The organism is Micromonospora sp. NPDC049102 (genome assembly GCF_043197485.1).
In the GTDB taxonomy this organism is placed as follows: domain Bacteria; phylum Actinomycetota; class Actinomycetes; order Mycobacteriales; family Micromonosporaceae; genus Micromonospora.
The window spans coordinates 1-7,917 of sequence record NZ_JBICTE010000048.1 but is presented as its reverse complement, the minus strand read 5'-3'; the positions used below and the strand labels follow the sequence as shown (position 1 = coordinate 7,917).

Annotated in this window: 4 protein-coding genes and 1 CRISPR repeat array; of the genes, 1 reads left to right on the top strand and 3 read right to left on the bottom strand. The window is 69.6% G+C overall.

Annotated elements, in window-relative coordinates; genetic code table 11:
- Positions 1-55 precede the first annotated feature (55 nt).
- Positions 56-2,824: direct repeats of the CRISPR family, unit length 37 nt; unit sequence GCTGCGCCCGGTCCCCGGACCGGGCGAGGATCGCAAC.
- A 467-nt stretch (positions 2,825-3,291) separates the two neighbouring features.
- From ACGFH9_RS29580 to ACGFH9_RS29570, 3 genes are all read right to left on the bottom strand, one after another.
- Positions 3,292-4,056, bottom strand: coding sequence for a type 1 glutamine amidotransferase domain-containing protein (locus ACGFH9_RS29580; protein ID WP_393225756.1), 765 nt, complete (start codon positions 4,054-4,056; stop codon positions 3,292-3,294).
- 134 nt (positions 4,057-4,190) lie between these two features.
- Positions 4,191-5,855 carry a monocarboxylate uptake permease MctP gene (mctP, locus tag ACGFH9_RS29575; protein ID WP_393225795.1) on the bottom strand — a complete coding sequence of 555 codons (1,665 nt, stop codon included), beginning with the start codon at positions 5,853-5,855 and terminating at the stop codon, positions 4,191-4,193.
- Complete coding sequence (locus ACGFH9_RS29570; protein WP_393225753.1) at positions 5,855-6,112, bottom strand: DUF3311 domain-containing protein; 258 nt, start codon at positions 6,110-6,112, stop codon at positions 5,855-5,857. The genes mctP and ACGFH9_RS29570 overlap by 1 nt, the downstream gene beginning before the upstream one ends.
- Before the next feature lie 496 nt (positions 6,113-6,608).
- Here ACGFH9_RS29570 and ACGFH9_RS29565 point away from each other — a divergent pair, with 496 nt between their 5' ends.
- Entirely contained in the window at positions 6,609-7,829 is a 1,221-nt protein-coding gene (locus ACGFH9_RS29565; protein WP_393225792.1) for a Bcr/CflA family efflux MFS transporter, read from the top strand.
- The last annotated feature ends 88 nt before the right edge of the window (positions 7,830-7,917 follow it).

The following is a 7,917-nucleotide window of genomic DNA, read 5'->3' as shown; positions in this document are numbered from 1 at the left end:
CGGGCGAGGATCGCAACTCGGTGTCCCCAACGTGACCCGGCTGATCGCGCACGCCGCTGCGCCCGGTCCCCGGACCGGGCGAGGATCGCAACGGGAGGGTCGACCCGACACACTTTCCAGCCGGCCCTAGCTGCGCCCGGTCCCCGGACCGGGCGAGGATCGCAACCGGCCGGTGGGCGGCTGCGCGATGGCGTTGCCACAGCTGCGCCCGGTCCCCGGACCGGGCGAGGATCGCAACCCGGTACCTCACCACCGGCTGCCATCACGGCCTGTCGCTGCGCCCGGTCCCCGGACCGGGCGAGGATCGCAACAGAAGGACCAGGTTTTAGGAGGACCAGAGGGAGAAGAGCTGCGCCCGGTCCCCGGACCGGGCGAGGATCGCAACGCCGTCCGCGATTCCCCACGCGGTCACCTTCGGCGCGGGCTGCGCCCGGTCCCCGGACCGGGCGAGGATCGCAACTCCAACGCCTGCTCGACCTCGGTGGCTGCCATGCGCAGCTGCGCCCGGTCCCCGGACCGGGCGAGGATCGCAACCTTCTGAAGGTCGGCGGGCTCTTCGGCAAGGGTGGCGGCTGCGCCCGGTCCCCGGACCGGGCGAGGATCGCAACGAGGCCTGATCGCCGTTGGGCCGCAGGTTGTAGCGAGTGCTGCGCCCGGTCCCCGGACCGGGCGAGGATCGCAACTCGACCAGGGCGAGCTCGACGGTGGCCAGCCGGGCAGAGCTGCGCCCGGTCCCCGGACCGGGCGAGGATCGCAACGCGCCCGACGTGCCCGGTGTCGGCCCTCGGGTGCGGGGCTGCGCCCGGTCCCCGGACCGGGCGAGGATCGCAACCCCTGGACGCGGCGGCGACCTCGCTGGTCCCGATCGTGCTGCGCCCGGTCCCCGGACCGGGCGAGGATCGCAACGCGCGGCGCGTCTGCGCCCACGCCGCGACCGGGTCGAGGGCTGCGCCCGGTCCCCGGACAAGGCGAGGATCGCAACCGATCATGGGCAGCGGTTCGGTAACGTGCTGGCTTTGGCTGCGCCCGGTCCCCGGACCGGGCGAGGATCGCAACCAGACCTGGTTGACGGCGGTCGTGCCGGCGAGCACGAGCTGCGCCCGGTCCCCGGACCGGGCGAGGATCGCAACTTGCTCAGGTCCAGCGAGCCGGTAGCGACCTTCCACAGCTGCGCCCGGTCCCCGGACCGGGCGAGGATCGCAACCGGTGAATCGACATGTGGATATGCCACAGGTGGGAGGGCTGCGCCCGGTCCCCGGACCGGGTGAGGATCGCAACCTCAGCTCGGTCGCCGAGCTGGACCCCGACGCCGCCGAGCTGCGCCCGGTCCCCGGACCGGGCGAGGATCGCAACCAGGCCGACCCGAAGTCGTCCGAGGAGTACAACCAGGGGCTGCGCCCGGTCCCCGGACCGGGCGAGGATCGCAACATCTCGGCGGTCAACCGGCTCGACCCCTGGCAGGTGGAGGCTGCGCCCGGTCCCCGGACCGGGCGAGGATCGCAACCGGTTGTGCGCCGCGTGAGCGGCTGAGCCGGTCGCCAGCTGCGCCCGGTCCCCGGACCGGGCGAGGATCGCAACGCGGGCCTGGAGCTCGTCGACGCCGAGGAGCCGGTCGCCAGCTGCCCCCGGTCCCCGGACCGGGCGAGGATCGCAACCTCGCCTTGTTCACCCGCCCGACGACGGGGCATGTGGCTGCGCCCGGTCCCCGGACCGGGCGAGGATCGCAACCAGTTCTTCCCACCGCCGCTGATCGCCACCATGGCTGCTGCGCCCGGTCCCCGGACCGGGCGAGGATCGCAACCACTGCGCCACCACGTCGGCGAGGCTGGTGCCCGCGCTGCGCCCGGTCCCCGGACCGGGCGAGGATCGCAACGTGGACGGTGTGCCGGGTGGCGAGGTCGCCGGGCCAGCGCTGCGCCCGGTCCCCGGACCGGGCGAGGATCGCAACCGCTACAGGACCGAGGGCTATTACTGGGCGCGCTGGCTGCGCCCGCTCCCCGGACCGGGCGAGGATCGCAACGCGAGCCCGTTGCGGATCATCTGCCCGGCCGCCCGGGGCTGCGGCCGGTCCCCGGACCGGGCGAGGATCGCAACCGGGCCGTGACCAGGGCACTCAGTGCCGCTGGCGAGGGCTGCGCCCGGTCCCCGGACCGGGCGAGGATCGCAACACCGCTCCTGTCGCCCACCATGCGCCACCTGGCGGCTAGGTGCGCCCGGTTCTCGGACCGGGCGGGGATCGCAAATCGTGCCCGCCGTAACCTGAGTGCCGAGACAGCGGACGCTGCGCCCGGTTCTCGGACCGGGCGAGGATCGCAACCAGCCAGGGGACTCGAACCCTGAGCCGTTGCCGAGCAGGTGCGCCCGGCCCCCAGACCGGGCGAGGATCGCGAGGAGGCTTGGCTTACGGCCTATCGAGTGGCGAAACGCTGCGCCCAATTCTCGGAACGGGCGAGGATCGCAACTCAATTGCGCGCTCGTCGTCGGTCATCGCGCGGTGGTGGCTGCGCCCGGTTCTCGGACCGGGCGAGGATCGCAACGTGTTGTCGTAGGGGACGTGGAGGCCGGTAGCGGTGACGGTGCGCCTGGTTCTCGGACCGGGCGAGGATCGCAACCACGACGAGCACGACGCTGACAAGGCGCTGCGCCCGGTCCCCGGACCGGGCGAGGATCGCAACAAGCGGGCCGGCATCGTGCTGCACGAAATCGCACACAGATGCGTCCGGTCCCCGGGCCGGGCGAGGATCGCAACGCCCGTGGGGCCCGAGGTGGGTATGGCGCAGGGCTACGACTGCGCCCGGTCCCTGGGCCGGGCGAGGATCGCAATTCCAGCTCGAAGAGGCCGAGCACACAGCGAGGAAGAGCGCTGCGCCCGGTTCTCGGACCAGGCGCAGCAGCCCTGGCCGGCATCTGACAAAGGCGTGATGCAGGTTGGGGTCGGGCTCCAACCGTTGTAACGCTGCGTAGTGGCCCGTGCGGGTTGGTCGCCCCCGTAGGCGGCGCAGTTTCGCTCGGGGACTCAAACCAGTTTCGGTCGGTGTTGCACCTTGCTGGTCGTTGAGAAGGCGCTAGGTAGCGCATGGTGAGCGAATTTCTGCACGACGGACCTATGCGGGCTCTGGGGAAATCCTGGGGAGCGCGCCGGATGGCACAGTTTTCGCAGCTCAGAGGCCATGTCCTCGTTGTTCACCCAGATCTACGAGGGAACGAACCAGGTGCAGCGGATCGTCATGGCGAGGCAGCTCCTGAAGGATTGACCGCGGCCTGCCCCCGCAGCTCCGAGCTGATGGGGGCCTACCGGTTCCCGCGCACCGGGCTGCCGTCGAGAAGCTCGCAGAAGGTTCTCGCGAACAGGTAGGCGTCGCCGGGCCACCGTGCAGAAACGTAGTTGCCGTCCTGCACGACGAAGGCGGGGGTGTCATCGGTGGCCGTACCGCGCCGGTTGAGGACCCGTTGTCCACGTTCGAGCTGCCCAGGCGAGTTCAGCGCGGCCCGTACCTCGTCTTCGACATATGCGGGGTAGGTGCGGTAGTAACGTCCGAGTTTCCACGCGGTCAGGAGATATGCGGCGCGCTCCTGATATTTCAGCAGGCAGGTCGTACGTCGGTCCGCCAGGACACTCCGTCCGGTTGCCAGGTCTGTCGTCCGGGCCAGGACCAGTACGCCATGGCAGATCGCCCCGACCGGGCGGCCGAGCGCCCAGAACTGGGCGACTTTGTCCGCCAGAATCTCGGAGCCCAGATATTGCCGCATGCCGGGGGCGTGGCCGCCGGGCAGGATGAGCCCGTCGTAGTCGGCCGGGTTCAGGTCGGCCCAGGCCACCGTGTTCCGGAAATCGGGGCTCTGGACGAGCTGATGGTAGAAGTGTTTCGGTTCGTCGGCCGCGCCGAGTCGGCCCAGAATCACGCCGGTGAGCAGTCGCGGATCGGCGGCCGGGACTACCCCGGTGGCTTCGGTCGCGAATTGGATCTGGTGCCCGGCAGCGGTCAGAACCTGCCACGGCACGGCGACTTCCGTCACGTCGAAGTCGTTGTCGGGCAGTGGCATGAGAATGCGCATGAGGGCGGCCCCCAACCAGGGTTGCAGGAATCAAGCCGAGGGTATCGGCCAATGCCACCGTCCACCGTCGAGGGTGAATCTGCCCGATGGCGACGGGGTACCCGGGAGCGGTTTCACGGGTACCCCGTCGGTGCTCAGACCTGCGGTACGGGCTCGACGGCCACCTCGTCGCCGTTCTGGCGCGTCCTCGGGGCCAGCTTCTCGTCGCCCTCGTCGACGAAGTAGTCGCCGGGACTGGTGCCGTCCGTGCCGTCGGGCACCCGGCCGGCCTTCAGCGCGAGGGTCGCCAGCGCCGCGACCACCAGGTTGACCAGTACGGCGACGATACCGACGTAGATCGTCTTCGGGGTGTCGAAGCCGAACTTCTCCAGCGGGAAAGCGGACCCACCGAAGTGCGCGCGCTTCGTCGCCGGGTTCGCGATCTGGTAGAGCATCCAGACGCCCAGCCCCATGCCGGCCACCCAGCCGGCGATGAGCGCGCCCCGGTGGAACCAGCGGGTGTAGAGGCCCAGAGCCACGGCCGGCAGCGTCTGCAGGATGATCACGCCGCCGATGAGCTGAAGGTCGATCGAGAACTGCGGGTCGAGGAACACGATGCAGGCCACCGCGCCGACCTTCACCACCAGCGAGGCGACCTTGGAGACCTTCGCCTCCTGTGCCGCCGAGGCGTCCTTCTTCAGGTACTCCTTGTAGATGTTGCGGGTGAACAGGTTCGCCGCCGCGATCGACATGATCGCCGCCGGCACCAGCGCGCCGATGCCGATCGCGGCGTACGCGACTCCGGCGAACCAGCCCGGGAAGGTGTGGTCGAACAGCAGCGGTACGACCGTGTTGCTGTCGACCGTGCCCTCCTTCGCGCCGGGCAGCGGCTTCACCCCGGCTGCGATGGCCATGTAGCCGAGCAGCGCGATGAGTCCGAGCAGCAGGGTGTACGCGGGCAGCGCCGACATGTTCCGCTTGATCACGGCACGGCTGCGGCTGGCCAGGACGCCCGTCTGGGTGTGCGGGTACAGGAAGAGCGCGAGTGCCGAGCCCAGCGCCAGCGTCACGTACTGGAGTTGGTTGTTCTGGTTCAGCAGGATGCCGTCACCCGGTGCGGGCGTCGCCTTGAACTTCGCGTCCGCCGCGTCGAAGATCTCGCCCCAACCGCCCAGCTTGTACGGCACGTAGATCACCGCCACCAGGATCACGATGTAGATCAGGCTGTCCTTGACGAACGCGATCAGCGCCGGCGCACGCAGCCCGGACTGGTAGGTGTACGCGGCGAGGATGGCGAACGCGATGATGATCGGCAGGTGCCGGGCGATGGTGCTGTCCCCGGTGACCCCCATCGTCTTGAGGACCGCCTCGATGCCGACCAGTTGCAGGGCGATGTACGGCATTGTCGCGGCGATACCGGTGATCGCGATGATCAACGCCAGCGTCGGTGAGCCGAAGCGGGTCCGGACGAAGTCCGCGGGCGTCACGAAGCCGTGCTGGCGCGACACCGACCAGAGTCGGAGCAGTACCAGGAAGACCATCGGGTAGACGATGATCGTGTACGGCACGGCGAAGAAACCGGCCGCCCCGGCCCCGAATATCAGTGCCGGAACCGCCACGAAGGTGTAGGCCGTGTAGACGTCGCCGCCGACGAGGAACCAGGTGATCCAGCCGCCGAAGGTGCGACCTCCCAGGCCCCACTCGTCGAGGTGCGCCATGTCCTTCGGTGCCCGCCACCGCGCCGCGAGGAAGCCCATCGCGCTGACCAGCAGGAACAGCACCGTGAAGACGATGATCTCAGTCAGGTGGTCCCGCCACATCACGAACTCACCGCCCGGTCCTTGGTCATCCGGTAGACCACGCTGGTCGTGGCCACGCCGAGCACGATGAAGGCCAGTTGCACCCAGTAGTAGGCGGGGAAGCCGAACAGGCGCGGCGAGTCCATGTTGAACAGCGCGGGGGTCAGCGGCACCACGATCGGGAGGATCAGGAGCCAGTTCCAGGGGCTGCGATCGGTCGCTGCGCGCGGCGGTGGCGCGTCGCCTGGCGGCTCGGCTGTCACGGGGGGTTCACTCATGACTGCATTCCGTTTCGTCAAAGCGTGGCCTCGGTACCCGCCACGCGACAATGGGTATTCGGGGAGCGTGGAGGTTTATGCCGCACGCCGGGAGGGAGCTTAAACAGCTCACGATCGGTGTCGTCGGAACTGTCATTCTGGTCACTCCGCCGCCGCTGTCCGGGGAGGGGTGTCGAATATGTTGTTCATGCTGGTCGCGGGCATGATTGCCGACTGAGAGGAAAAATTCATAAAGAGCCTGTCCACTATTCTGCAAGTCATTGCACCGACGCATCACGGGCCTGCCGCGGTCGAATTGGCCGGGCCTGCTTCCCGGGAACGTGGGCCGAGGACACCGACGCCAGCGCGGGAATCTTGATCCACCTCCGTGACGTTGCAGGGCGAGGAAGTCAGCCCACCCCGCCTCGTCAATCTCTCGATGACGGCGCGTCAGCACCGGAGAGAGATCAAGATGGAAAAGACCGCCCCCGAGCAGGACGCGCTGCCCGGCGACCTGATGACCAACCGCCAGCGGATGCAGCTCGTGCTCGTGCTGGGCGCGTTGATCGCCATCGGTCCGCTGACCATCGACATGTATCTGCCGGCGCTGCCCGCCATCACCACCGGCCTGCAGACCACCGAGACGGCCGTGCAGTTGACGCTGACCGGCACACTGCTGGGCCTCGCGCTGGGCCAGTTGCTGATCGGGCCGGTCTCCGACGTGGTCGGGCGACGCCTGCCGCTGCTCGCCGGACTGGCCACGCACATCGTGGCCTCGGTGCTGTGCGTCTTCGCCCCCAACATCGCCGTGCTCGGCGTACTGCGTGTCCTGCAGGGCCTGGGCGTCGCCGCCGCCACCGTGGTCGCCACCGCCGTCGTCCGGGACCTGTTCAGCGGCGCGTCGTTCGCGCGGATCTTCTCCCGGTTGATGCTGGTCATGGGGCTGGCGCCGGTCCTCGCGCCGACGCTGGGCAGTGGCCTGCTGCGCTGGACCGAGTGGCGGGGCGTGTTCGCGGCGTTGGCCGTGCTGGGCGCGGCGCTGATCGTCGTGGCGGCGTTGAAGCTGCCGGAGACCCTGGACGTGTCGCGCCGTCGGCACGGCGGGGTGGCGGCGACCCTGCGTGACTACCGGGGGCTGGTCAACGACCGGGCGTTCGTCGGTCTGGTGCTGGTCGCCGGGCTGGCCATGGCGTCGCTGTTCGCGTACGTCGCCGGGTCGTCCTTCGTCCTGCAGGACCAGTACGGCCTCGACGAGCAGCAGTTCGGCCTGGCCTTCGGTGCCGGGGCCGTGGGCCTGATCGGGGCCACCCAGTTCAACGTCCGCCTGCTGCGGCGCTACACCCCACAGCAGATCCTCGTCGGCGCCCTGGTCATGGGGACGACCGCCGGTCTGCTGCTGGTGCTGTTCGCGGCCACCGGTCTCGGTGGTCTGGGCACGCTGCTCGCGTCCCTGTGGCTGGTGCTGGCCGCCGCGGGTCTGGCCCTGCCGAACGCGCCGGCGCTGGCCATGAGCCGGCACAGCGAGGCCGCCGGCACAGCAGCGGCACTGCTCGGTGCCGTCCAGTTCGGCGTCGGCGCGCTGTCGGCGCCCCTGGCCGGCCTGTTCGGGACGGGCAGCGTACCGATGGCGCTCGTCATCGCGGGCGGCATGGCCGCGGCGCTGGCGGTCATGATCCTGGTCGTGCCTCGCGCCACCCTCGGCGCGGTCGATGCGGACCTGGCCGTCGCCGTGCACTAGACGAGTAAGTCCTAACGACCCTGGGTGGTGGAGATAGACGAAGGGTGTTGAGGATCAGTTTTGTGACGACCGACCTCAACACCCTTCT

What these genes read in the sequence shown, in the direction of transcription:
- ACGFH9_RS29565 (WP_393225792.1), top strand. Translation starts at nt 6,609, where the DNA reads ATGACCAACCGCCAGCGGATGCAGCTCGTGCTCGTGCTGGGCGCGTTG.
- ACGFH9_RS29580 (WP_393225756.1), bottom strand. Translation starts at nt 4,056, where the DNA reads ATGCGCATTCTCATGCCACTGCCCGACAACGACTTCGACGTGACGGAA.
- ACGFH9_RS29570 (WP_393225753.1), bottom strand. Translation starts at nt 6,112, where the DNA reads ATGAGTGAACCCCCCGTGACAGCCGAGCCGCCAGGCGACGCGCCACCG.
- mctP (WP_393225795.1), bottom strand. Translation starts at nt 5,855, where the DNA reads ATGTGGCGGGACCACCTGACTGAGATCATCGTCTTCACGGTGCTGTTC.